This window comes from Dactylosporangium sp. NPDC050688, from assembly GCF_040654515.1.
Taxonomy (GTDB): Bacteria; Actinomycetota; Actinomycetes; order Mycobacteriales; family Micromonosporaceae; genus Dactylosporangium.
The window spans coordinates 161142-181963 of the sequence record NZ_JBFAIC010000001.1 but is presented as its reverse complement, the minus strand read 5'-3'; the positions used below and the strand labels follow the sequence as shown (position 1 = coordinate 181963).

The following is a 20822-nucleotide window of genomic DNA, read 5'->3' as shown; positions in this document are numbered from 1 at the left end:
AACGCACGACCAGGAGACCGACGATGGGTGGTGTCGGCCTGCAACGTGGATCGGTGGGTCTGTCGCATCTGATTCCTCGCTGACGGCGGCTGCTGTGTGACTGGGCCGTGGACGCCCGCCGCCGGGTTCCGCTGTAAGCGGTCAGGCCCGGGACGGGCAGCGAAGAATTCGTACGATGCGCATGGCGACTAAGCTATCGTTCAGTTCCACGATGTGCGACGCCATCCCGCGATCTGGACGGGTTTCCCGGCCGTTCCGCCTGTCGGATGGACGTCAGCGGGCCAGGAAGTGCCAGCCCAGCCACCACCAGAAACCGAACATCGCGATCCGCCCGACCGGCAGCGGGCCGACCCGGTAGCGCATGACGACGCCGCAGACCTCGCCGAGCGTCGGCACCCTGGAGCCCTCCCGCCGGGCCGCGACCTCGACCGCCGCGAAGAGCCCCAGCGTCACGATGAACGCGGCCGCGATGCCCGCCTGGACGAGGGTCATCGCCGCACCAGCGCCCAGAACACCCACAGCCAGCCGAAGTAGGCGGCGGCGCGAGCCGGGTAGTGCTCCAGCAGCGGGTCCGCGAGCCGGGACAGCGTCGGGTACTCCCGCGAGCCGATCAGGAACGTGACGCCCTCCACGACCGCGAACAGCCCGATCGGCAGCAGCCACCACGCCGAGGACCGGGACAGCCGCGCCGGGGCGGGGCGCTTCGGCACCGCGGCGGACATGCCGAGCCACAGCAGCGCGCCCCCGGCACCGAGGACGAGCAGGTTGGCCCGCAGGGAGAACGACGGCAGCGCCCCGCCCACGAGGGCGGTCAGGGCGAAGACCGGTGCCAGCACGACCGGACGGGCCCAGGCCCGGTCGACCTCCGCAACCAGCTCAGGTCGGTCCATGCATCGATTGTCGCCGCAGGAGCAGCCCGCGTGCCAGCGCTGACGGCCCTGGTTCAACCCTGATCTACGAGGACGACCCGGTCGTCGAGCGCGGCGCGGATCGAGTCCATGACGCCCTCGACGGTGCCGGTGGCGCTGAACCCGGCCGCGAAGCGGTGCCCGCCGCCGCCCAGCCCGACCGCGATGCGGCTGACGTCGACGGCGCCCTTGCTGCGCAGCGAGACCGACCACTCGTCCGGGCCGACGGGCTTCACCACGCACGCCACGTCGGCCTCCGCGACGCAGCGCACCGAGTCGATGAGCGCCTCGACCGCGGCCGCGGGCTGGCCGAACTCGGCGAGATCGTCGAGCGTCACGTAGGTCCACGCGAGGCCGATCCCGCCGGCGGGCTCGAGGGCGGTGCGCGCCAGGGCGACGCCGAAGAGGCGGACCGCGCCGTAGGGGCGGGTGTCGAACAGGCGGCGGGAGATGTCGCCGACGGGGATGCCGGTGGCGATGAGCCGGGCCGCGAGCTCGTGCACGGCCGGGGTGGTCGAGCCGTGCTTGAACGAGCCGGTGTCGGTGGCCAGGGCCACGTACAGGCACTCGGCGATCTCCGCGTCCAGCGCCACGCCCAGGCGGCTGAGCAGGCCCTCGGCCACGACCGACGTCGCGGCGGCGGTCGGGTCGATGAGGTTGATCGCGCCGAAGCCGGCGTTGGACGCGTGGTGGTCCAGCACAATGCCGACGGGCGTGGTGGCGAGCGTCGCGGCGAGCGGGCCGAGCCGCTCGACGCTGGCCGCGTCGAACACCAGCATCGCGTCGGGCAGGGCCACCCCGCCGGCGGGCACGAGCATCGAGACGCCCGGCAGCTGGTCGAACGGGGGCGGGACGGTCATCGGGCCCGGGAACGTCGCCTCGACCACAGCGACGGGGCGAAACGGCGCAGGCCGAGCCCGAAGCCGAGCATGCTGCCCAGGGCGTCGCCGTCGGGGTTGACGTGACAGGCGAGCAGCACACGGGCGCCCGGGGGCAGGCCGCGCAGCGCGGAGACTGCGGCGGCCCACTCCCCGGGCGACGGTTGCTCCTGGGTCACCTGCGGTCCCGGCCGACGACGACCTCGTCATCGGCGCCTTCGGCCCCCGCCAGGTCGTCGTTGCCGATCTCCAGGGCGTCCTCGAGCCGGTAGGGCTGGGCGTCGCCCGCGTAGTGCGCCCCGGCGGCCCGGCGCTGGACCTCCGCGTCGGCGTTGCGGGCGGTGGCCAGCAGGTCGTCGATGTGCTTCACGTGCTCGGTCACGTCGTCGTGCACGAACGTGAGGCTCGGTGAGTGGCGCAGCCCCAGGGCCTTGCCGACGGTGGAGCGCAGCAGCCCTTTGGCGCTCTCCAGCGCCGCCGCCGTGCCCGACTGCGCGGTCGCGTCACCGAGCACCGTGTAGAACACGGTCGCCTCGCGCAGATCAGCAGTGATCCGCGCGTCGGTGATCGTGATCATGCCCAGGCGAGGGTCCTTGACCTGCGTCCGCACCACCGATGCGACGAGCTCCTTCACGCGCTCCGCGTGCCGGCGCACCTTTGCCGGATCCGTCATCTCGAACACCTCCGCAGCCAAAACGATCTGACCAACGCTCTGACAGTACCCGCGACGCGACCCTGCGGCCGCTCACGGAACCGATGACTACTCGTCATCGTCACCGTGCAGCCTGCGCCGCACGGAGAGCAACTCGATCTCAGGCCGGCCGGCGACCGCCCGCTCGATGGTGTCCAGGACCTCCCGCACGTGGGCGGCCTCGGAGGCGACCACCGCCACCCCGACCTGGGCGCGTCCGTGCAGGTCGAGGGCGCCGACCTCGGCGACGGACACCTCGAACTTGCGCAGATACGCCACCAGCGGCCGTACATAGGCGCGCTTGGCCTTCAGCGAACGGGAATCACCGGGAAGAAGCATGTCGAAGACCGCGGTTCCGGTATACACGGCCCAAGATCCTATCGATTCTACGAGAGCCTGGCCACCAATAACGGTGCCGGTGCGACCGGCAGCGGCGCGGCGTCGCCGGTGATCGGGCGGGGGGTGCGCCGGGGCAGCACCGCACCGGCGCTGCCGCCGCGGCCCGGGTAGACATACCGCGTGCGCGGGTCGACCGCGTCGAGCGCGGCGACGACCGCCGGCAGCTGCCGGAAGCGGTCCCAGTCGCCGTCCCCGGCGAAGCCGAGCTCCAGCACGACGCCGAACGGCTCGGCCTGCCAGCTGAAGTCGTGGGCGCCGTGCGTCACGGCGGCCTCGAGCAGCGACCGGGACCAGGCGTCGCGCCACTGCCACGCCGGATGCTCCCCGTCGCGGACCTCGATCGACCACCAGACGAGGTTCATGACGCATCGACGGTACGCCCGGACCAACATCAAAGAAAGGGCCGCCGCGGACGTCCGCGGCGGCCCTTCTCAGCTCGGCGGCATCAGCCGCGCGGCTTCTCCCGCAGCTCCCAGGTCTCGATGACGTCACCGAGCTGGATGTCGTTGAAGTTGCCGAGCGTGATACCGCACTCGAAGCCCTCACGGACCTCGGTGGCGTCGTCCTTGAAGCGGCGCAGGCCCGCGATGGTGAGGTTGTCGGAGATGACAGCCCCGTCGCGGAGCAGGCGCGCCTTGCTGTTGCGCCGGATGAGCCCGGTGCGGACGATGCAGCCGGCGATGTTGCCGAAGCGCGACGAGCGGAAGACCTCGCGGATCTCCGCCGTGCCGAGCTCGACCTCCTCGTAGATCGGCTTGAGCATGCCCTTGAGCGCGGTCTCGATCTCCTCGATGGCCTGGTAGATGACGGTGTAGTACCGGATCTCCACGCCCTCGCGGTCGGCCAGCTCGCGGATGCGACCCTCGGCCCGCACGTTGAACCCGATGACGATCGCGTCGGACGCGCTCGCCAGGTTGACGTCGTCCTGGGTGACGGCGCCCACGCCCCGGTGGATGATCCGGAGCTGGACCTCGTCGGCGACGACGATCTTGACCAGTGCGTCCTCGAGCGCCTCGACCGAACCCGAACCGTCACCCTTGAGGATGAGGTTGAGCGTGGTCTTCTCGCCCTCCTTGAGCTGGTCGAACAGGTTCTCGAGGGTGACCCGGCCGGTCCGCGAGGCCATCTCGGCCGCACGGCGGCGGGCCTGCCGCTGCTCGGCGATCTGGCGCGCGGTGCGGTCGTCGTCGGCGGCGAGGAACGTGTCGCCGGCGCCGGGCACCGAGGTCAGACCGAGCACCAGGACCGGACGGGCCGGACCGGCGGACGGCACGGGCTTGCCGTTCTCGTCGAGCATCGCCCGGACGCGCCCGTATGCCCGGCCGGCGACGATCGAGTCACCGACGTTGAGCGTGCCCTTCTCCACCAGCACGGTGGCGACCGGGCCACGACCGCGGTCGAGGTGCGACTCGATCGCGATACCCTGCGCCGGACCGTCGATCGGCGCCCGCAGGTCGAGCGCGGCGTCGGCGGTGAGCAGCACGGCCTCGAGGAGACCCTCGATGTTGATGCGGCTCTTCGCGGAGATGTCGACGAACATGGTCTCGCCGCCGTACTCCTCGGCGACCAGCCCGTACTGCGTCAGCTCCTGGCGGACCTTCGCCGGGTTGGCGTTCTCCTTGTCGATCTTGTTAACCGCGACCACGATCGGCACCTCGGCCGCCTGGGCGTGGTTCAACGCCTCGATCGTCTGAGGCATGACGCCGTCGTCGGCCGCGACCACCAGGACCACGATGTCCGTGGCCTGCGCACCACGGGCACGCATGGCGGTGAACGCCTCGTGACCCGGGGTGTCGATGAAGGTGATCGCGCGGTCCTCGCCGTCCTCGCCGTGCGGCACGTGCACCTGGTAGGCACCGATGTGCTGGGTGATGCCACCGGCCTCGCCGGCCACGACGTTGGTGGAGCGGATCGCGTCGAGCAGCTTCGTCTTACCGTGGTCGACGTGACCCATGACGGTCACCACCGGCGGCCGGATGACCAGGCGCTCCTCGTCGACGTCGGCGTCGAGGTCGATGTCGAAGCGCGCGAGCAGCTCGCGGTCCTCGTCCTCGGGGCTGACGATGCTGACGACGAAGCCCAGGTGCTCACCGAGCAGCTCCAAGGTCTCGTTGGTGCACGACTGGGTCGCGGTCACCATCTCGCCCAGGTTGAACATCTCCTGGACGAGCGAGCCCGGGTTGGCGTTGATCCGGTCCGCGAAGTCCGACAGCGAGGCACCCTGCGGCAGCCGGATCGTCTGACCCTGACCCCGGGGAGCGCCCGAGCCCATCGTCGGCGCGGACAGGTTGTCGAACTCTTGTCTGCGCTGCTTCTTGGACTTGCGGCCACGCGTCGGCCGGCCGCCGGGACGCCCGAAGGCACCCGCCGCACCGCCGCCGCGACCACGGCCACCGGCACCGCCGCCACCGGGACGACCGGCACCGCCGACGCCCGCGCCGGGCGCGCCGCCGCCACCACCGGGACCGCCGCGGAAACCGCCGCCGCCACCGGCACCGGCGCCGCCGCCGGGACGGAAGCCACCACCGCCGCCGCCGCCGGGACCGCCGCGGAAGCCACCGCCGCCGCCACCAGGACCGCCGGGACGACCGGCACCGCCGGCGCCGCCGGGACCGCCGCGGAAGCCACCACCGGCGCCGCCACCCGGGCGACCCGGACGGTCACCGGGGCCACCGGCCGGGCGACCCGGACGCTGGCTCGGCATCTGCGACGGGTTCGGCCGGGGGCCGCCCATCGAGGCGGGGTTGGGCCGCGGAGGCATCGCGGACGGGTTCGGCCGCGGGATGTTGCCGGCGGGCGACGGACGCGCGGGGGCGCCGCCGGACACGCCGAACGGGTTGTTGCCCGGGGAACGGGCCGGCGGACGGGCGCCGCCGGGACGTGGCCCCTGGCCGGGACGCGGGGCACCGGGGGTCGGCGCGGCACCCGGCTGGGGTGCCGGCGCGGCCGGGCCGGGACGCGGGCCGGGCGAGGGAACGCCACCGCTGGGCGGCGGCGTGGACTCACGCCGGGTGGTCTCCCGCTGGCGGGCCTCCTTGGCGGCCTTCATGGCCGCTTCCTGGTCCGCCTTCAGCGCGGCGGCACGCTGCTCGGCGGCCGCCACCTCGATGTCGTGCGCACTCGTCGGCTTGACCACGGGCGCCGGGCGCGGCGGGCCGGGCACGGGGCCTCGCCCGCCACCGGGTCCACCGCCCGCGGGCGGCTGCGGCCGCTTCGGGGGCGCGAAGGGCTTGGCTGCCGGGACGGCCGGGTTCGGACGCGGTGCCGAGGGCACCGGCGCGGCCGAAGGAGCCGACGATGCCGGCGCAGGAGACGCCGAGGGCGCTGGTGCGGACCCTCCGGATTCGAAGCTCGCTCGCAGCCGGCGCGCCACGGGCGCCTCTACCGTGCTGGATGCGGACTTCACGTACTCGCCAAGCTCCTGCAGCTTCGCGAGCACGGTCTTACTCTCGACCCCGAGCTCTTTTGCCAGCTCGTGTACGCGGGCCTTGCCTGCCACTACACTCCTCACCTCGAGGCCGGGCGGCATAGGTCCGCGCCGACCTCACTCGTGCACTTGAAGCCTGGTCATCTCAGGGACTTCATCGTGTGCTCATGTCCGTCGTCCTACCTTGCGTGTCCGGGTGGGGCATCTCGCGCCCACCATCGGCGGTTCCGATCACTGCGATTGCTCCGCTGCCGCCAGGGCGACCGCTTCTGCCAGCGGACCGGTGTCCAGGACTCCGGCGATACGTAAGGCTCGCCCGAAGGCTCGCCGACGTTCCGCTAGCGCCAGGCAAGCCGGATCAGGATGCAGGTGCGCTCCCCGACCCGGCCGTCTGCGGGCCGGATCGGGGACAGCCCTGAACTGGTCAGGGCCAGACTCGATCGCGACAAACCGCAGCAATTCGGAGGATGACGCACGCTTCCGGCAACCAACACAGGTGCGGACCGGGGGCATGCGACGTACCGACAAGAAGTCTACCCTGCGCTTTCGGCTTGTGCCGCGCCCGGTCCCGTGACGTGATCGACGTTGCCCCCCGAAGCGTTGTCCGGGCGGATGTCGATGCGCCATCCGGTGAGCCGCGCGGCGAGCCGCGCGTTCTGGCCCTCACGGCCGATGGCCAGGGAAAGTTGGAAGTCCGGGACGGTCACCCGGGCCGCCCGGTTGCCCGCGTCGACGACCTCGACATTGAGCGCCTTGGCCGGCGAGAGCGCGTTGCCGACGAACTGGGCCGGGTCGTCCGACCAGTCGATAATGTCGATCTTCTCACCGTGCAGCTCGCTCATGACCGCCCGGACCCGCTGGCCCATCGGCCCGATGCAGGCACCCTTGGCGTTCACCCCGGCGACGGTGGTGCGCACCGCGATCTTGGTGCGGTGGCCGGCCTCGCGGGCGATCGCGGCGATTTCGACGGTGCCGTCGGCGATCTCCGGCACCTCGAGCGCGAAGAGGCGCTTCACCAGGTTCGGGTGGGATCGCGACAGCGTCACCTGCGGGCCGCGGAAGCCCTTCACCACGTGCACGACGATGCACTTGATGCGCTGACCGTGCTCGTACCGCTCGCCCGGCACCTGCTCGGCGGCCGGCAGCAGCCCTTCGATCTTGCCGAGGTCGATCGAGACGATGCCCTTCTCGGTCCTCGCGTCGTGCGCCTGGATCACGCCGGTGACCAGGTCGCCGTCCCGGCCGACGTACTCGCCGAAGTGCGCCTCGTCCGTCGCCTCGCGCAGCCGCTGCAGGATGACCTGCTTGGCGGTCATCGCCGCGATCCGGCCGAAGTCGTGGGGGGTGTCCTCGTACTCCCGCACGATCGTGCCGTTGTCGTCGAGGTCCTGGGCGAGCACCGACGCCGCGCCGGTCCTGCGGTCGATCTCGACGCGGGCGTGCGGGTTGGCCCCCTCGGTGTGCCGGTACGCGGTCAGCAACGCGGTCTCGATCGCCGCGAGGATGGTCTCGAACGGGATCTCCCGCTCACGCTCCAGCGCGCGGAGCGCCGCCAGGTCGATGTTCACGCCTCGTCCTCCCCTTCCTCGTCGTCGTCGTCATCGAGGTCGTCGTCTTCATCTTCGTCAAGGTCGTCGGGCAGCTCGGCGAGCCGCTTCATCTCGACCTGTACCCGCCCGGGGCCCAGGTCCTCGAACGCGATCGTGCGAGCGGTGCCCTCCACGTCCAGGGTCACCCCGGTCCCGGTCACCGCCGTCACCCTGCCGGTCACCGGTTTGCCGGTGACGTCCACCTGCACCAGGCGGGTCCGGTTGCGCCGCCAGTGCCGGGGCTCGGTGAGCGGCCGGTCGACCCCGCGGGAGCCGACCTCCAGCTCGTACTCCCCCGCGATCAGCTCGTCGCCGGACGCCTCGGCCTCGTCCAGCGCGGCCGACACCGCCCGGGACACCTCGGCGACCGCGTCCAGGTCGACGCCGTTGTCGCTGTCGACCGCCACCCGCAGCAGGTGACGCCGCCCGACCCGGCTGACCTCGAGGTCCTCCAGGTCGTAGCCGGCGGCCACGACGACGGGCTCGACGACCTTCCGCAGCCGCTCGCGGTGCGCACCGGCGTCGCGGGCTCCAGCATCCCGCGAACCGCCGGCGCGGCGATCCCGCTGCTGAGCCATGATCGACACCTCTTTCTGCACCACCCGGCGGGCGCACGGCTCGACGCCGCCTGCGACGGCATGCGCGGGCGGCTCTCCGCAGAGCGTAACGCGCGGTGACCTCCGGCGTTCCGGCGGCGCTCCCACCGGGTGCCTACCGGCAATGCGAAGGTGGGTCGTGCGCACCGGAAAGGGCCCGGATAGTGTTCACTGTGCCCGTGTCCTCCCGTAGAGCCGTCCTCGCCGCCGCAGCCGCGGCAATGACGACCCTCACCGCCTGCGACGTGCCGAAGCGCGCGGCGGTCACCTGGCACCCGGCGCCCGACGTGCTCCTGCCGCTGCTGTCGCGCACCGTCGCGCTGCGGGACCGCTACGCCGAGGTGCTCACCGCGTTCCCCGCCCTGCAGGACCGCCTCGGCCCGCTCAAGGACAACCACGCCGCCCACGTCGTGGCCCTGGCCCGCGAGGTCGGGCTCGACGAGCACGGCCCGATGCCCGCGCAGAGCGCCTCCGCGGGCCCGGTCGTGCAGGACCAGGCGGCCGCGGTGAAGGAGCTCGCCGGCCTGGAGAAGGCGGGCCAGGAGGACGCGACCGGCGCCTGCCTGGCCGCGCCGGCGTACCGCGCGGCCCTGCTCGGCTCGATCGCCGCCTGCCGCGCCGCCCACCTGGAGGTGCTCACATGATCGCTACCCCGGCGGTCCGGCCGTCGCCTCCGCTCCGCGGGGGCGACGCAGCGGAGCTCACGTCGGGGGTGCCCGCATGACGACGCCCGCCGACGAGCGGCTGATCGCCGCGCTGCAGGCCGAGCACGCCGCGATCTACGCCTACGGCGCGGCCGGCGCCAAGCTCGACGGCGGCACCGTCGGCCTGGCCCGCGCCGCCGAGGCGGCCCACCGGACCCGCCGCGACGCCCTCGTGGTCCGGCTGTCCGGCGCCGGGGTCACGACGCCGCCCGCGGCGCCCGCGTACGCGCTGCCGTTCGCCGTCACCGACCGGGCCTCGGCCCTGAAGCTGCTCGCCATGGTGGAGGACCGCACCGCCGCGCAGTGGCGCCTGGCCCTGCCCCCGACCGCCGGCGAGGTGCGCAAGCTCGCCCTCGACGCACTCGTCGACTGCGCCGCGCGCGGCGCCGCCCTGCGCCGGGCCGCCGGCACGACGCCGGTGACCAGCGCGTTCCCCGGGAAGGTCTAGATGCTCGGCAGGATCCTGAAGCGGCTCGGGCACCGGCCGTGGTTCGCCGCGGCGGCCCGGCGGGTGGTGCGCCTCGACCGGTGGCTGCAGCGCCGCTCCAAGGGGCGGATCGTGCCGATCAACGCCGCCGGCGTCAACACGCTGCTGCTCACCACCACCGGGCGCAGGTCCGGGCAGCCCCGCTCGCAGCCGCTGCTGTTCGTCCGCGACGGCGAGGACTTCATCGTGATCGGCTCCAACTGGGGCCAGGCGCACCACCCGGCGTGGACCGCCAACCTGCTGGCCGACCCCCGCTGCTCGATCACCTGGAAGAACCGGGAGCTGCCGGCCACCGCCGAGCTGGTCTGCGACGGCGAGCGGGCCCGCCTGCTGGAGGTGCTGACCACGAGCTGGCCGGCGTACCGCACGTACCAGGAGCGGGCCGCGGGGCGAGAAATCCGGATATTCCGCCTGCGCGGGATCTGAAACCTCCAGTACTCCCGAAAGCGTGCCATCGCAAGGGCGCGAGACCCCATGGACGTGTCCGCTCCGCGACGATCGTTGCATCACGCCACGAGCGTCCGAACGAGAGGAGACCGACATGCGCCGCACCGCTTGGGCCGGTCCGACGATGCAGCCGCGTCGTTAAACGACACCCGTCTCGTGAGCCCTGCCGTCCGGGAAGACCACCACCTTCCCGGACGGGCCAGGTCACTCACACCCCGATGAGCCGACCGACCAGATACGTCGCCCCGGCCGCCGCCGCACCGAGCAGCAGCTGCCGCAGACCGGAGGCCCACCAGGGCCGCCGGGTGTACCGGGCGATCAACGCCCCCGCGACGAACAGCCCCGCACCGCCCGCGGCCAGCGCCGGCCACAGGGTGGTGGCGCCGAGCAGATACGGCATCAGGGGCACCAGCGCACCGATCGAGAAGCACACGAACGACGACCCGGCCGCGACCCACGGGCTGGGCGCGTCGTCCGGGTCGACGCCGAGCTCCTCCTGCGCGTGGACCCGGACCGCCTCGTCGATGTCCTGCCCCAGCGTCGAGGCGACCTGCATCGCCAGGTCCTCGGGCAGCCCGCGGGCCTGCCAGATCCGGGCGAGCTCCGCGGCCTCCTCCTGCGGGAAGCGGGTCAGCTCCCGGCGCTCCTTCGCGACCTCCGCGGCGATCTGCTCGTTCTGCGCGCGGACGCTCGTGAACTCGCCCAGCCCCATCGAGATCGCCCCGGCGACCAGCCCGGCCGTGCCGGTGAGCACGATCGTGCGCGGCGAGATCCCGCCGCCGCCGACCCCGGCGATCAGCGCGATGTTGGTGACGAGCCCGTCCATGGCGCCGAACACGGCGGCCCGCAGCCACCCACCCGACACGTCGGCATGATGATGCGCGTCCTCGGCGGCGGGGTGCGTCATGCCGCCACCGGGCCCGGTGCGCTCACGGGGCCGGTCACGGCAGGGTCAGGATCTCGTAGCCGTCATCGGTCACCACGATGGTGTGCTCGAACTGCGCCGTCCACTTGCGGTCCTTGGTGACGACCGTCCAGCCGTCCTTCCAGATGTTGTACTCGTGCGTGCCGTGCGTGATCATCGGCTCGATCGTGAACGTCATGCCGGGCTCCATGATCGTGGTGAGCCGCGGGTTGTCGTAGTGCGGCACGTAGAGCCCGGTGTGGAACACCTCGTTGATGCCGTGCCCGGTGAAGTCGCGCACCACGCCGTAGCCGAAACGTTTCGCATACGCCTCGATGACCCGCCCGATCGCGTTGAGCGGCCGCCCCGGCGCGACGGCGCGGATGCCCCGCATCATCGCCTCGCGGGTCCGCTCGACCAGCAGCCGGTCCTCCTCGGCGACGTCACCGACGCAGAAGGTCTGGTTGGTGTCGCCGTGCACCCCGCCGATGAACGCGGTCACGTCGACGTTGAGGATGTCGCCGTCCTCGATCACCGTCGAGTCGGGGATGCCGTGGCAGATCACCTCGTTGAGCGAGGTGCAGCACGACTTCGGGAACCCCTTGTAGCCCAGCGTCGAGGGGTAGGCGCCGTGGTCGCACAGGAACTCGTGCACGACCCGGTCGATCTCGTCCGTGGTCACGCCCGGCTTGGCGTGCTCGCCGGCCAGCACCGTCGCCTGCGCCGCGAGCCGGCTCGCGACCCGCATCCGATCGATGATCTCCGGCGTCTGCACGTCGGACCCGCGATGCTTGCTCGGCCCGCGTTTGCCCACGTATTCGGGGCGCGGGATGGAGGCTGGAACCTGGCGCCAGGGGGTTTGCGTGCCGGGGGCTAGCGGAGCGCGGACCGTCATGCCGAAAAGCCTAACGCGCATCAACCCGGCGTGGTCTGGGTAACCCCTGGGCATGATCGACGACGACCGCGTCACCAGCCGCGCCGAGGAGCTCCTGCCCGAGGAACTGGCCGCCGGCAGCGAGGACCCGCAGGCCCAGGCGGAGGCGCTCCTGCAGGACTCCGACGACCGCGAGCACTACCGCGAGTCGTCCCCCGATCTGCGCATCGACCACCGCACCTCAGCCGAGTCCGCCGCCACCGGCGAGTAGCTCCTCCAGCGGGACCTCGCGAAGGGGCACATATCGGTCCGCCCGCAGGGCGTTGACGCTGACCACTCCTCGGTCGACGATCCAGTAGTTCGGGATGCCGGCCCGTGCATAGACATGCGGCTTGACGAGCCGGTCCTCATCCGCGGAGGCCGGCTCGACGACTTCGACCACCATGTCCACCTTTTCAGGCTCCTGCAGCAGCGCATCCTGGTCGAATGCGACACCCGCGCGGAGGACAACCACGTCTGGGATGCGGTAACTGCGTTCACCCAGGCGGATCCCGATGCCGGGAAGCGCTGCGCGACCAAGTTGCCGGAAATGTCTCGTCACGGTGGTGGCCGTTTTCTGGCGCCACCAGAAGTGCGGCGGCGGAATCCGCAATGTTCCCTCATGTAATTCGACCGGGACCTCCCCGGTGCGCTTGAGGGACAGCACCGTCTCCACGGTCAGATCCCCGGACGGGACGACGATCCACATACGACGATCGTAGCGCCTTATGGCCGTATGGCCACAGAGGAGCGGCGGGCGCGGGCGGCCTCGATGAAGGCGGCGAAGACGCGGAAGTCCGTGGTGTCCTCGGGGTGCCACTGCACGCCCAGGGCGAAGGACTTCGACGGGTCCTCGACGACCTCGACGAGGTTGTCGTCGGGACACCAGCCGGTCGGCACGAGCGAGCCCGGGTCCGCACACCCCTGGTGGTGAAACGAGTTGACCGTGACCGCGGGGCCGAGGATCTTGGCGGCGAGGGTGCCGGCGGTCAGGACGACCGGGTGCTCGCCGAACTTCGGGCCGCTGACCGGCCGGTGGTCGTTGTGGCCCAGGACGTCGGGCAGGTGCTGGTGCAGCCGGCCGCCGTAGGCGACGCACATGAGCTGCATGCCCCGGCAGATGCCCAGCACCGGCAGGTCCTGGGCGAGGGCGGCGCGCATGAGCAGCAGCTCGGCGGCGTCGCGCTCGGGCTTGACCTTCGTGGTGGCGTGGGGCGGCTCACCGTACAGGTCGGGGTTCACGTCGGAGCCGCCGGTGAACATGATCCCGTCGAGCCCGTCCAGGACGTCGATGTCGGGGTCGTCGGGGGTCACGAGGACCGCCCGGCCGCCGGAGGCGTGCACCGCGTGCACGTAGGACAGCGGGAGCACGGCCGAGAAGGTGTCGTTGAGCCCGAAGCGGGTCTCCTCGGCGTAGGTGGTCAGGCCGATCACCGGTCGCGACATGTCATCAACCTAGTCCCACGGGTGCGAGGTCGTGCAGGATCTCCAGCGCCCTGTCCCGGGCGGCGGCGGGCTCCAGGCCGGCCAGCGGATCCCAGTTGAGGTCGTAGAAGACCTCGGTGACGCCCTGCGTGGCGAGCCAGGCGGTGCCCTCGCGGATCTGCTCGTAGCTGCCGGCCAGCGGCGGGCGGCCGTCGGCGGGCAGCTCCGCGCCGGTGAGCTTGAGCACACCCCGGCAGACGATGCGCGGCTCGGGGCGGCCGGAGGACTCGGCGCCCTGCCGTACCAGCGCGATGTCGGCGGCGATGCCGGACAGGTCGGTCGCGGACCGGCTGACCCAGCCGTCGCCGATCTCGCCCGCCCGGCGGATCGCGGCCGGGACGGCCCCGCCGAGCAGGATCGGCACGCCGGGGCGCTGCACGGGCCGGGGCTCCATGCGGCTCGGCGGCACGGTGTAGAACTCGCCGTCGAAGGAGGCCTCACCGGACCACAGCGCCCGCAGCACCGCCACGTATTCGCGGGTCCGCCGGGCCCGGTGGGCGCTCGAGGCGCCGGTCGCGGTGAACTCGTCCGGCGACCAGCCGCCGCCGAGGCCGAGGTCGACCCGGCCGTCGCTGAGCACGTCGAGGGTCGAGATCTGCTTGGCGAGCACCACCGGCGACACGAACGGCAGGTTGATCACGGCGACGCCGAGCCGGATGCGGCTGGTGCGGGCGGCCGTGAAGGCCAGCGCGACGATCGGGTCGAGGACGCTGCGGTACACCGGAGCGTCGGCGGACAGCAGCCGCTGGAAGGTCCACAGCGAGTCGTAGCCGAGCCGCTCCGCCTCGGCGGCGACCTCCGCGAGGATGTCCGGTGCGGCCCACGACCCTGACACCGGCAGTCCGAAACCGACGCGCATGCGCCCAACCTACCCAGGAATCGCCCGCACGAGCGCGGCGAACGGCCGGACGTCCGCGGCTTCCTCCGGATGCCACTGCACGCCGAGCACGAAGCGGCGCGCCGGGAGCTCGACGGCCTCGATGACGTCGTCGTCGGCCCAGCCGGTCACGGTCAGGGTGCCCGGGTCGTCGACGGCCTGGTGGTGGTACGAGTTGACCTCCGCCACCGCGCCGAAGATCTCGGCGGCCCGGGAGCCGGGCGCGAAGCGGGCCGGGTGGGCGCCGTAGACGCCGGGCGCCGGCTGGTGCCGCTCGTTGCCCAGCACGTCGGGCAGGTGCTGGATGAGCGTGCCGCCGCAGGCCACGGCGAGCAGCTCCATGCCGCGGCAGACGCCCAGCACCGGCAGGTCGGCGTCCAGCGCGGCGGCGAGCACGGCGAGCTCGCCGCTGTCGCGGTCCGGCCGGGTCTTCGTCAGCGGGTGGGCCGGCGCGCCGTAGTGCGCCGGCTCGATGTCCGCGCCGCCGGCCAGGACCAGCCCGTCGAGGCGGCGGATCAGGTCGGCGGCGTCGTCCGGGGACGGGGGCAGCACGACCGGCAGAGCACCCGCCTCCCGCACCATCCGCACGTACCCCGCGGGGACGAGCACGGCCCGGGTGTCCCAGACACCCCAGCGGGCCGGCTCGACGTACGCGGTGATGCCGACGACGGGGGTCACAGCGGGGTGACGTACGCGCCGGTGATGCCGCCGTCGACGACGAACGTGGAGGCGGTGATGAACGAGGCGTCGTCGCTGGCGAGGAACGCGACCGCGCCGGCGATCTCCTCGGGCTCGCCGAAGCGGCCCATCGGCACGTGCACGAGGCGCCGCGCGGCCCGCTCCGGGTCCTTGGCGAACAGCTCCATGAGCAGCGGGGTGGCGATCGGCCCGGGGCACAGCGCGTTGACCCGGATGCCCTCGCGGGCGAACTGGACGCCGAGCTCGCGGGTCATGGACAGCACGGCGCCCTTGCTCGCGGTGTAGGCGATCTGCGAGGTGGCCGCGCCCAGCAGCGCCACGAAGCTCGCGGTGTTGATGATCGAACCCTTGCCCTGCGCGCGCATATGCGGGATGGCGTACTTGCAGCAGAAGTAGACGCTGGTCGTGTTGACCTTCAGCACCCGCTCCCAGGCCTCCAGCCCGGTGTCGAGGATCGAGTCGTCGTCGGGCGGGGAGATGCCGGCGTTGTTGAACGCGATGTCGAGCCGGCCGTACCGCTCGGCGACGCCGTCGAAGAGCGCCTTGACGGCCTGCTCGTCGGCGACGTCGGCGGCCACGAACTCGCCGCCCACCTCCTCGGCGGCGGCCCTGCCCGCGTCGGGGTTGAGGTCGACCGCGACGACCTTCGCGCCCTCGGACGCGAAGCGGCGCGCCGTGGCGAGCCCGATGCCGCTGCCGGCGCCGGTGATGACCGCGACCCGGTCCTGGAGACGAGCCTGCACTTAGACCTCCGTGCTGAAGAAGACGTTCTTGACTTCGCTGAACGCGGCGAGCGCGTCCGGGCCGAGCTCACGGCCGAGGCCGGACTGCTTCACGCCGCCGAAGGGCGTCCAGTACCGCACCGAGGAGTTGGAGTTGACGCTGAGGTTGCCGGCCTCGACGCCCCGGGCGACACGGATGCCGCGGCCGAGGTCGCCGGTCCAGATGGAGCCGGACAGTCCGTATTCGGTGTCGTTGGCGAGGCGGATCGCGTCGGCCTCGTCGTCGAAGCGCAGCACCGACAGCACCGGGCCGAAGATCTCCTCGCGCCAGTGCCGGTCCTGGACCGATGACGCCTCGATCACGGTCGGCGCCATCCAGTAGCCGGGGCCGTCGGGCGCGGAGCCGGTGAACGCCACGTCCTGCACGTAGGACCGCACGGACGCCAGCTGCCCTTCGCTGATCAAAGGCCCCATCTGTGCGGTCTCCAGGGCCGGGTCCTCGCAGCGGAACGCCTTGACCGACTCCTCCAGCAGGCCCATGAACCTGTCGTACACGCTGGACTGGACCAGCAGGCGGGACCGGGCGCAGCAGTCCTGGCCGGCGTTGTCGAAGACCGCGCCGGGCGCGCCCGCGGCGGCCTTGGCCAGGTCGGCGTCGGCGAAGACGATGTTGGCGCTCTTGCCGCCGAGCTCGAGGGTCACCCGCTTCACCTGCTCGGCGCAGCCGGCCATGATGCGCTTGCCGACCTCGGTGGAGCCGGTGAAGCAGACCTTGCGCACGAGCGGGTGGGTGACGAAGCGCTCGCCGACGACGGAGCCCTTGCCCGGCAGCACCGTGAACACGCCCTCGGGCAGCCCGGCGTCCAGCGCCAGCTCGGCCAGGCGGATGGCGGTCAGCGGGGTGAGCTCGGCGGGCTTGAGGACCACGGTGTTACCGGCGGCGAGCGCCGGGGCGAAGCCCCAGCCGGCGATCGGCATCGGGAAGTTCCACGGCACGATGACGCCGACGACGCCCAGCGGCTCGTAGAACGTGACGTCCATGCCGCCGGCGACGGGGATCTGCCGGCCGCTGAGCCGCTCGGGCGCCCCGGCGTAGTAGTTGAGCACGTCGCGGACGTTGCCGGCTTCCCACCGCGCGTTGCCGATGGTGTGCCCGGAGTTGCGGACCTCCAGCTGCGCGAGCTCCTCGTTGTGCTCGTCGACGAGCGCGGCGAAGCGGCGCAGCAGCCGGGCCCGGTCGCCGGGGGCCACGGCCCGCCAGGACCGGAACGCCTCGTGTGCCCGCGCGATCGCCGCGTCGGTCTCTTCCAGGCCCGTGGCGGGCACCGACGCGATGACCTGTCCGGTCACCGGCGAGATGACGTCATGCATGTGGTTCTACAGCCTTTCGAAGCCGCGCTGGAGTTCCCAGTCCGTAACCGCCGCGTCAAACGCTGCCAGCTCGACCCGGGCGTTGTTGGCGTAATGGGCGACGACGTCCTCGCCGAACGCGGCGCGGGCCAGGCCGCTTCCCTCCCAGAGGGTGAGCGCCTCGCGCAGGGTGGAGGGCACCCGCGGCGCGGTGCCGTCCTGGTAGGCGTTGCCGGTGAAGATGTCCTCCAGCGGCAGCTCGTTGCGGATGCCGTGCAGCGCGCCGGCGGTCATCGCGGCGATCGCCAGGTAGGGGTTGACGTCGGCGCCGGGGACCCGGTTCTCGACCCGCAGCGACGCGCCGTGGCCGACGACGCGCAGGGCGCACGTGCGGTTGTCGTTGCCCCAGCGCACGGCGGTCGGCGCGAACGAGCCGGGCTGGTAGCGCTTGTAGGAGTTGATGTTCGGCGCGTACATGAGGGTGAACTCGCGCATGGTGGCCAGCAGGCCGGCCATCGCGTGGTGGAAGGTGGGTTCGTCGACCCGCTGCCCGTCCCTTCTCAGGGAGAAGTGGATGTGGCAGGAGTTGCCCTCGCGCGCGTTCGGCTTGGCCATGAACGTGATGGACACGCCCTCCAACGCCGCGATCTCCTTGGCGCCGTTCTTGTACAGCACGTGCCCGTCGGCGTTGCGCAGAGCCTCGTCGTAGCGGAACGCGATCTCGTGCTGGCCGAGGTTGCACTCGCCCTTCGCACTCTCGGGGACGAGGCCGGCGCCGGCCATGTCGTTGCGGATGCGGCGCAGCAGCGGCTCGATCCGGGCGGTCTGCAGCAGCGAGTAGTCGGCGTTGAACACGTTGGCGGGGGTGAGGTCGCGGTACCCCTTGGCGTACGCCTCCTCGTAGGAGTCGCGGTACGCGACGAACTCCAGCTCGGTGCCGGTGTAGGCGGTGTACCCGGCCTCGGCCAGCCCGGCCAGCTGGGCCTGCAGGATCTGCCGCGGGGAGGCGGCGACGGGCCGCTCGCCGTCGAGCCAGCGCAGGTCCGCCAGGACGAGCGCGGTGCCGGGCTGCCACGGGATGCGCCGCAGGGTGCTGAAGTCGGGGATCATCGCGAAGTCGCCGTAGCCGCTGGACCAGGACGACATCGCGTAGCCGTCGACGGTGTTCATGTCGACGTCCACGGCGAGCAGGTAGTTGCAGCCCTCCGTGCCGTGCGCGACGACCTCCGCCAGGAAGTGCTGGGCGTGGAACCGCTTGCCCTGCAGCCGGCCCTGCATGTCGGTGATCGCCACGACGACGGTGTCGATCTCGCGTTCGGCCACGGCGACGCGCAGCTGCTCGAGCGTCAGCATCGATGCACCCCTAAAGGTCTAGAAACAAACCATAAACTCAACCGAGCAGGCCGCGCAACAGGGCCGCGGTCGCGTCGCAGTGCTCTTCCATCCCGGTGCGCGCCACCACCGGGTCGCCGGCGAGGATCGCCTCGACGACCCGCTCGTGCTGGGCGTCGGAGTGGTCCAGGTTGCGGCGCAGCACCGGGATCGCGGCGAGCAGCCGGTCCAGGCGCAGCTGCACGTCGGCGATCGAGGCGGCCACCGACGTCGAGCCGCTCGCCGCGGCGATCGCCAGGTGCAGCCGGGAGTCGTTGACCCGCCGGGTCCGCGGGTCCCTGGTCCGGGCCGCGGCCAGGCAGGCGACCAGGTGCGCGCGGTCGGCGGCGGACAGGGCGCGGGTCGCGGCCAGCGCGGCGGCGCCGGGCTCCAGGACCCGCCGGAAGTCGAGAGCGTCGTGCAGCGCGTCGCCCATCTCGCGGGCCAGCGCGGCGGCGTCCTGCTCGGCCGCGTCGGCGTGCGATTCGCCGGTGGAGCGCACCACGAACGTGCCGCCGGAGCGCCCGCGCCGCGACTCGAGGAAGCCGGCCTCCCGCAGCGCGGCGATGGCCTCGCGCAGCGTCACCCGGCTCACCTGGAGGCGCTCGGCCAGCTCCCGCTCCGGGGGAAGGCGCTCGCCGACCGGGACCAGACCCAGCCGGATCGCCTGGGCCAGCCGCGCCACGGTGATCTCGAAGGCGTTGCCGCCCCGCACCGGTCGCCACATCGGCACACCCGACAGGGGCTCAGTGGCCACCGGCATCCGCCCTCCTCGCCTCGTGGTCCGGGCGGCGTTCGCACGCCGCCCGGACCACATCATTCCCTAATCGACCGAAGCGGCGGTGTCCTCCGCGACCGCTTCGTCGATCGTGCGGATCGGCCCCTTGAACCAGTGCTTCGCCGACAGCGTCCACCACAGCGCCGCCCCGCCGATGACCAGCAGGATCGCCAGCGGCGCGTAGTTGACGTTCAGCCAGGAGAAGTCCTTGTTGCCGGGGATCGCGGCCGGCGACAGCGGCAGCACGAAGTAGACCGAGATGATCGCGATCTCGGCGACCGCGATCCAGCCCAGCACCTTGTACTTGCTGCCGAGCGTCCACGGGCCGGGCACGAACCGGTCGCCCATCTTCAGCCGCAGGTAGATCGGGATCAGGAAGGCCAGGTACAGGCCGATGACCGCGACGGAGACCACCGCGTAGAAGGCGGTGGGCACCCCGAGCGGGCTCTTCCACAGCGCCGGCAGCGTCAGCACGAGCCCGGCCATCGAGGCGCCGAGGATCGCGTTGACCGGGGTGCCGTTGCGGTCCACCTTGGACCACAGCTGCCAGCCGGGCACGGCCCGGTCCCGGCTGAACGCGTAGGTCATCCGGGACATGCTCGTCACGCAGCTCATGCCGCAGAAGAACTGCCCGATGGTGGAGATGAGGATGACCGCCTTGAAGAAACCGGAGCTCAGCGCCGTCTCGAACACCGCACCCGAGAACCCGTAGGCCGCGGTGATGGCCTCGACGTCGTTCGCCGCGAACAGGAACGACAGCAGCAGGATCCAGCCGCCGATCGCCGAGTAGAAGATGGACCGCCACAGGCCCTTCGCGGCGGCCGTGGACGCGCCCTTGGTCTCCTCCGACACGTGCGCGCACGCGTCGAAGCCGGTGATCGTGTACTGGGTGAGCAGGAAGCCGAACGGCAGCACCAGGAACCAGTACAGCGCGTCGGAGTAGCCGGAGTTGTTGAACCGCTCGGTGAACACGAACTCCAGGCTCTGGTGCTTCTCCGGGACGAACACCAGGATCAGCACGACCGCGGCCGCGCCGAACACGTGCCACCACACCGAGACGTTCTGCAGCACGTCGATGACGTTGTGGCCGAAGATGTTGATGGCCGCGTGCAGCGCCAGGATGATCACGAAGAGCAGGAACGTCAGGTACAGGTTCCCGCTGTCCCACGAGGTGTACGCGTCGAGCACCAGGCTCATGAACGTCGCGCAGCCGTAGTCCACCGACGCCGTGACGGCGATCAGGCCGACCAGGTTCAGCCACCCGGTGAACCAGCCGTGGATCGGCTTGCCCATCTTCGCGGCCCACCAGTAGATGCCGCCGGCCGTCGGGTACGCCGACACCAGCTCCGACATGCAGAAGCCGATGATCAGGATGAAGACCGAGATGAGCGGCCAGCCCCACGAGATGGCGACCGGGCCGCCGTTCATCCACGCCTGGCCGAACGTGGTGAAGCAGCCGGCGAGGATGGAGATGATGGAGAACGAGATGGCGAAGTTGGAGAAGCCGCTCCACTTGCGCCGCAGCTCCTGCTTGTAGCCCAGCTCGGCGAGCCGCTGTTCGTCGGCGTCGACGGTCGGTGATGCCATGGGCACCTCC

The 20822-nt window shown here is 71.9% G+C and carries 24 protein-coding genes and 1 pseudogene; 4 read left to right on the top strand and 21 right to left on the bottom strand.

The window, feature by feature from the left end; genetic code table 11:
- Positions 1-273 precede the first annotated feature (273 nt).
- The 10 genes and pseudogenes from AB0H83_RS00910 to rimP form a co-directional block, all read right to left on the bottom strand.
- Positions 274-492, bottom strand: a complete 219-nt coding sequence (locus AB0H83_RS00910; protein WP_360084696.1) for a DUF6186 family protein — start codon at positions 490-492, stop codon at positions 274-276.
- A complete protein-coding gene (locus AB0H83_RS00905) occupies positions 489-890 on the bottom strand; it encodes a hypothetical protein (RefSeq protein ID WP_360084693.1) in 402 nt (133 codons plus the stop codon). Before AB0H83_RS00905 ends, AB0H83_RS00910 begins: the two co-directional genes overlap by 4 nt.
- 53 nt (positions 891-943) lie before the next feature.
- Positions 944-1965: pseudogene (locus AB0H83_RS00900) on the bottom strand (bifunctional oligoribonuclease/PAP phosphatase NrnA).
- Complete coding sequence (gene rbfA, locus AB0H83_RS00895; protein ID WP_360084690.1) at positions 1962-2459, bottom strand: 30S ribosome-binding factor RbfA; 498 nt, start codon at positions 2457-2459, stop codon at positions 1962-1964. The pseudogene AB0H83_RS00900 and the gene rbfA overlap by 4 nt, the downstream one beginning before the upstream one ends.
- Positions 2460-2546: 87 nt before the next feature.
- Positions 2547-2843: a DUF503 domain-containing protein gene (locus AB0H83_RS00890; RefSeq protein WP_360084686.1), complete on the bottom strand. Its 297-nt coding sequence runs from the start codon at positions 2841-2843 to the stop codon at positions 2547-2549.
- 20 nt (positions 2844-2863) lie between these two features.
- Positions 2864-3238 (bottom strand): hypothetical protein, encoded by a 375-nt coding sequence (locus tag AB0H83_RS00885; protein ID WP_360084683.1) that lies wholly within the window; start codon positions 3236-3238, stop codon positions 2864-2866.
- A gap of 83 nt (positions 3239-3321) precedes the next feature.
- Positions 3322-6375: a translation initiation factor IF-2 gene (gene infB / locus AB0H83_RS00880; protein ID WP_360084678.1), complete on the bottom strand. Its 3054-nt coding sequence runs from the start codon at positions 6373-6375 to the stop codon at positions 3322-3324.
- A gap of 159 nt (positions 6376-6534) precedes the next feature.
- On the bottom strand, positions 6535-6816 hold the full coding sequence (locus tag AB0H83_RS00875) for a YlxR family protein (RefSeq protein ID WP_360085539.1): 282 nt from the start codon (positions 6814-6816) through the stop codon (positions 6535-6537).
- Positions 6817-6836: 20 nt separating this feature from the next.
- Entirely contained in the window at positions 6837-7871 is a 1035-nt protein-coding gene (gene nusA, locus AB0H83_RS00870) for a transcription termination factor NusA (protein WP_360084675.1), read from the bottom strand.
- A complete protein-coding gene (gene rimP, locus AB0H83_RS00865; protein ID WP_360084672.1) occupies positions 7868-8470 on the bottom strand; it encodes a ribosome maturation factor RimP in 603 nt (200 codons plus the stop codon). The genes nusA and rimP overlap by 4 nt, the downstream gene beginning before the upstream one ends.
- A 197-nt stretch (positions 8471-8667) precedes the next feature.
- On the opposite strand from rimP, the gene AB0H83_RS00860 reads away from it, so the two are divergent.
- From AB0H83_RS00860 to AB0H83_RS00850, 3 genes are all read left to right on the top strand, one after another.
- Positions 8668-9132, top strand: coding sequence for a hypothetical protein (locus AB0H83_RS00860; RefSeq protein WP_360084669.1), 465 nt, complete (start codon positions 8668-8670; stop codon positions 9130-9132).
- 76 nt (positions 9133-9208) lie between these two features.
- Positions 9209-9640, top strand: a complete 432-nt coding sequence (locus AB0H83_RS00855; protein ID WP_360084666.1) for a DUF4439 domain-containing protein — start codon at positions 9209-9211, stop codon at positions 9638-9640.
- Positions 9641-10105 (top strand): nitroreductase/quinone reductase family protein, encoded by a 465-nt coding sequence (locus tag AB0H83_RS00850; protein ID WP_360084663.1) that lies wholly within the window; start codon positions 9641-9643, stop codon positions 10103-10105.
- A 229-nt stretch (positions 10106-10334) separates the two neighbouring features.
- Here the strand turns inward: AB0H83_RS00850 and AB0H83_RS00845 are convergent, their stop codons facing one another.
- Together AB0H83_RS00845 and map are read right to left on the bottom strand one after the other, a co-directional pair.
- On the bottom strand, positions 10335-11033 hold the full coding sequence (locus AB0H83_RS00845) for a VIT1/CCC1 transporter family protein (RefSeq protein ID WP_360084660.1): 699 nt from the start codon (positions 11031-11033) through the stop codon (positions 10335-10337).
- Positions 11034-11067: 34 nt separating this feature from the next.
- Positions 11068-11925: a type I methionyl aminopeptidase gene (map, locus tag AB0H83_RS00840; protein WP_360084657.1), complete on the bottom strand. Its 858-nt coding sequence runs from the start codon at positions 11923-11925 to the stop codon at positions 11068-11070.
- 52 nt (positions 11926-11977) lie between these two features.
- Here map and AB0H83_RS00835 point away from each other — a divergent pair, with 52 nt between their 5' ends.
- The gene (locus AB0H83_RS00835) at positions 11978-12175 is read left to right on the top strand and encodes a hypothetical protein (RefSeq protein WP_360084654.1); all 198 of its coding nucleotides are present in this window, start codon (positions 11978-11980) and stop codon (positions 12173-12175) included.
- Here the strand turns inward: AB0H83_RS00835 and AB0H83_RS00830 are convergent.
- The 9 genes from AB0H83_RS00830 to AB0H83_RS00790 form a co-directional block, all read right to left on the bottom strand.
- A complete protein-coding gene (locus AB0H83_RS00830) occupies positions 12146-12652 on the bottom strand; it encodes a Uma2 family endonuclease (RefSeq protein WP_360084651.1) in 507 nt (168 codons plus the stop codon). The two genes, AB0H83_RS00835 and AB0H83_RS00830, sit on opposite strands and share 30 nt — an antisense overlap.
- Before the next feature lie 17 nt (positions 12653-12669).
- Positions 12670-13389 carry a gamma-glutamyl-gamma-aminobutyrate hydrolase family protein gene (locus tag AB0H83_RS00825; protein WP_360084648.1) on the bottom strand — a complete coding sequence of 240 codons (720 nt, stop codon included), beginning with the start codon at positions 13387-13389 and terminating at the stop codon, positions 12670-12672.
- A 4-nt stretch (positions 13390-13393) separates the two neighbouring features.
- Positions 13394-14287 carry a TIGR03619 family F420-dependent LLM class oxidoreductase gene (locus tag AB0H83_RS00820; RefSeq protein ID WP_360084645.1) on the bottom strand — a complete coding sequence of 298 codons (894 nt, stop codon included), beginning with the start codon at positions 14285-14287 and terminating at the stop codon, positions 13394-13396.
- A gap of 9 nt (positions 14288-14296) precedes the next feature.
- Positions 14297-14983, bottom strand: a complete 687-nt coding sequence (locus AB0H83_RS00815; RefSeq protein WP_360084641.1) for a gamma-glutamyl-gamma-aminobutyrate hydrolase family protein — start codon at positions 14981-14983, stop codon at positions 14297-14299.
- Positions 14980-15747: a 3-oxoacyl-ACP reductase gene (locus tag AB0H83_RS00810; RefSeq protein ID WP_360084638.1), complete on the bottom strand. Its 768-nt coding sequence runs from the start codon at positions 15745-15747 to the stop codon at positions 14980-14982. Before AB0H83_RS00810 ends, AB0H83_RS00815 begins: the two co-directional genes overlap by 4 nt.
- Positions 15748-17097 (bottom strand): aldehyde dehydrogenase family protein, encoded by a 1350-nt coding sequence (locus AB0H83_RS00805; RefSeq protein WP_360084635.1) that lies wholly within the window; start codon positions 17095-17097, stop codon positions 15748-15750.
- Between the two features lie 6 nt (positions 17098-17103).
- Positions 17104-18429 (bottom strand): glutamine synthetase family protein, encoded by a 1326-nt coding sequence (locus tag AB0H83_RS00800; RefSeq protein WP_360084632.1) that lies wholly within the window; start codon positions 18427-18429, stop codon positions 17104-17106.
- A 37-nt stretch (positions 18430-18466) separates the two neighbouring features.
- The gene (locus tag AB0H83_RS00795) at positions 18467-19204 is read right to left on the bottom strand and encodes an FCD domain-containing protein (RefSeq protein ID WP_360084629.1); all 738 of its coding nucleotides are present in this window, start codon (positions 19202-19204) and stop codon (positions 18467-18469) included.
- A gap of 66 nt (positions 19205-19270) precedes the next feature.
- Positions 19271-20812: an amino acid permease gene (locus AB0H83_RS00790; protein WP_360084626.1), complete on the bottom strand. Its 1542-nt coding sequence runs from the start codon at positions 20810-20812 to the stop codon at positions 19271-19273.
- Positions 20813-20822 lie beyond the last annotated feature (10 nt).

What these genes read in the sequence shown, in the direction of transcription:
- AB0H83_RS00835 (WP_360084654.1), top strand. Translation starts at nt 11,978, where the DNA reads ATGATCGACGACGACCGCGTCACCAGCCGCGCCGAGGAGCTCCTGCCC.
- rimP (WP_360084672.1), bottom strand. Translation starts at nt 8,470, where the DNA reads ATGGCTCAGCAGCGGGATCGCCGCGCCGGCGGTTCGCGGGATGCTGGA.
- AB0H83_RS00885 (WP_360084683.1), bottom strand. Translation starts at nt 3,238, where the DNA reads ATGAACCTCGTCTGGTGGTCGATCGAGGTCCGCGACGGGGAGCATCCG.
- AB0H83_RS00825 (WP_360084648.1), bottom strand. Translation starts at nt 13,389, where the DNA reads ATGTCGCGACCGGTGATCGGCCTGACCACCTACGCCGAGGAGACCCGC.
- AB0H83_RS00805 (WP_360084635.1), bottom strand. Translation starts at nt 17,097, where the DNA reads ATGCATGACGTCATCTCGCCGGTGACCGGACAGGTCATCGCGTCGGTG.
- AB0H83_RS00910 (WP_360084696.1), bottom strand. Translation starts at nt 492, where the DNA reads ATGACCCTCGTCCAGGCGGGCATCGCGGCCGCGTTCATCGTGACGCTG.
- AB0H83_RS00790 (WP_360084626.1), bottom strand. Translation starts at nt 20,812, where the DNA reads ATGGCATCACCGACCGTCGACGCCGACGAACAGCGGCTCGCCGAGCTG.
- AB0H83_RS00845 (WP_360084660.1), bottom strand. Translation starts at nt 11,033, where the DNA reads ATGACGCACCCCGCCGCCGAGGACGCGCATCATCATGCCGACGTGTCG.
- AB0H83_RS00800 (WP_360084632.1), bottom strand. Translation starts at nt 18,429, where the DNA reads ATGCTGACGCTCGAGCAGCTGCGCGTCGCCGTGGCCGAACGCGAGATC.
- AB0H83_RS00830 (WP_360084651.1), bottom strand. Translation starts at nt 12,652, where the DNA reads ATGTGGATCGTCGTCCCGTCCGGGGATCTGACCGTGGAGACGGTGCTG.
- rbfA (WP_360084690.1), bottom strand. Translation starts at nt 2,459, where the DNA reads ATGACGGATCCGGCAAAGGTGCGCCGGCACGCGGAGCGCGTGAAGGAG.
- AB0H83_RS00820 (WP_360084645.1), bottom strand. Translation starts at nt 14,287, where the DNA reads ATGCGCGTCGGTTTCGGACTGCCGGTGTCAGGGTCGTGGGCCGCACCG.
- AB0H83_RS00850 (WP_360084663.1), top strand. Translation starts at nt 9,641, where the DNA reads ATGCTCGGCAGGATCCTGAAGCGGCTCGGGCACCGGCCGTGGTTCGCC.
- AB0H83_RS00875 (WP_360085539.1), bottom strand. Translation starts at nt 6,816, where the DNA reads ATGCCCCCGGTCCGCACCTGTGTTGGTTGCCGGAAGCGTGCGTCATCC.
- AB0H83_RS00905 (WP_360084693.1), bottom strand. Translation starts at nt 890, where the DNA reads ATGGACCGACCTGAGCTGGTTGCGGAGGTCGACCGGGCCTGGGCCCGT.
- AB0H83_RS00855 (WP_360084666.1), top strand. Translation starts at nt 9,209, where the DNA reads ATGACGACGCCCGCCGACGAGCGGCTGATCGCCGCGCTGCAGGCCGAG.
- map (WP_360084657.1), bottom strand. Translation starts at nt 11,925, where the DNA reads ATGACGGTCCGCGCTCCGCTAGCCCCCGGCACGCAAACCCCCTGGCGC.